Origin of the sequence: Deinococcus pimensis DSM 21231, assembly GCF_000519345.1 — a bacterium.
In the GTDB taxonomy this organism is placed as follows: domain Bacteria; phylum Deinococcota; class Deinococci; order Deinococcales; family Deinococcaceae; genus Deinococcus_A; species Deinococcus_A pimensis.
In genome coordinates, this window is record NZ_KI912656.1 from 23,118 (window position 1) to 24,565 (window position 1,448).

Genomic DNA, 1,448 nt, shown 5'->3' on the forward strand with positions numbered 1-1,448 from the left:
CGGCGGACGTGGACGACGCCCCGGTCGAGGCCGCTGTTGCGCAGCGCGCGCTGCACGCGCTGCACGGCGTCGTCGAGCATGGACGCGCCCGTCACGAGCCGCGCGGCCTTCTCGCACAGGACCTCCAGGGCGTCCTCGTCCACGCGGGCGGGATTGATCGGCGAGAAGAGGACGCGCAGCTGCTCGGGAAGGTTGTTGTCGGCGTAGAAGGCCTCCTCGTGGTCGGCGGGCACGACGAAGCCGCGCGCGACGTGCGCGGCGACGCGGCTCAGACGGGCGGCCTCCGTGCCGACGAGGGCGGGGTCGCGGGCGGCGGCTTCCTCGAAGGTGAGCATGGACGTATGGTAGGCGCTGCGCGCCTGGTCGTCAGCGGTCAGCCGTCAGCCGTCAGAAGAGGGGCGCCCCTTCCGTCCACTGGCCGCTGACGGCCGAGAGCTGCCCGCTCCTCACGCCTGTCCGGGCTTGAGCGTCCCGACGGGCGGGCTGGGGTCGCGGGGGCTCTCCTCCTCGGGTTCGGGGTCGGGGAGGACGCCGCCGCGCAGGACCGTCTCGAACTCCTCGCCGGTGAGGGTCTCGCGGGCCAGCAGCGCCTCCACGATGCGGTGGACGTGGTGCAGGTTCTCGGTGAGGAGCGCCACGGCCCGCTCGAACTGCGCGTCGAGGATGCGCTTGACCTCCAGGTCGATGAGCTGCGCCGTCACCTCGCTGTACGCGCCCTGCTGGGGGCCGCCGCCGAGGTAGTTCTCCTGCTCGGTGGCGTGCGCGACCTTGCCGAGCAGGTCGCTCATGCCCCACTCGGTGACCATCTTGCGGGCGATGTTGGTGGCCTTCACGAAGTCGTTCTGGGCGCCCGTGGTGATCTGTTCGAGCGCGACCTGCTCGGCGGCCTGCCCGGCGAGCGCCACGCAGATCATGTCCTCGAGGATCGCGCGGGTGTAGTGCATGCGGTCCTCGGGGGTGTAGGCGGCCATGCCCGCGGCGCGTCCGCGCGGGACGACGGTGAGCTTGTGCACGCGGTCCGCGTAGGGCAGCAGCTGCGCGACGAGCGCGTGCCCCACCTCGTGGTACGCCGTGACGCGCTTGTCCTTCTCGGGGATGACGAGGGAGCGCCGCTCCGGGCCCATCAGGACGCGGTCGCGGGCCTCGTCGAGGTCACGCATGACGATGCGCTTGCGGCCCGCGCGGGCGGCGAGGAGGGCGGCCTCGTTGAGGAGGTTCTCCAGGTCCGCCCCCACCATTCCGGCGGTGCGCTTGGCGACGAGGCCGAGGTTGACGGTGGGGTCGAGGGGCTTCTTGCGGGCGTGGATCTTGAGGATGTGCTCGCGGCCCCGCACGTCCGGCGCGTCCACCACCACCTGCCGGTCGAACCGCCCGGGGCGCAGCAGCGCCGCGTCCAGCACGTCCGGTCGGTTGGTCGCGGCCAGCACGATGATGTCGTGCTTGCTCTC

The 1,448-nt window shown here is 72.4% G+C and carries 1 protein-coding gene and 1 pseudogene; both read right to left on the bottom strand.

The annotated features are described in order from the left end of the window. A pseudogene (locus DEIPI_RS40065) lies at positions 1-335 on the bottom strand (hypothetical protein); the annotation flags it as partial. Positions 336-446: 111 nt separating this feature from the next. Further along, on the bottom strand, positions 447-1,448 hold a 1,002-nt coding region (locus DEIPI_RS31765; protein WP_157463733.1), incomplete at its 5' end, for an AAA family ATPase.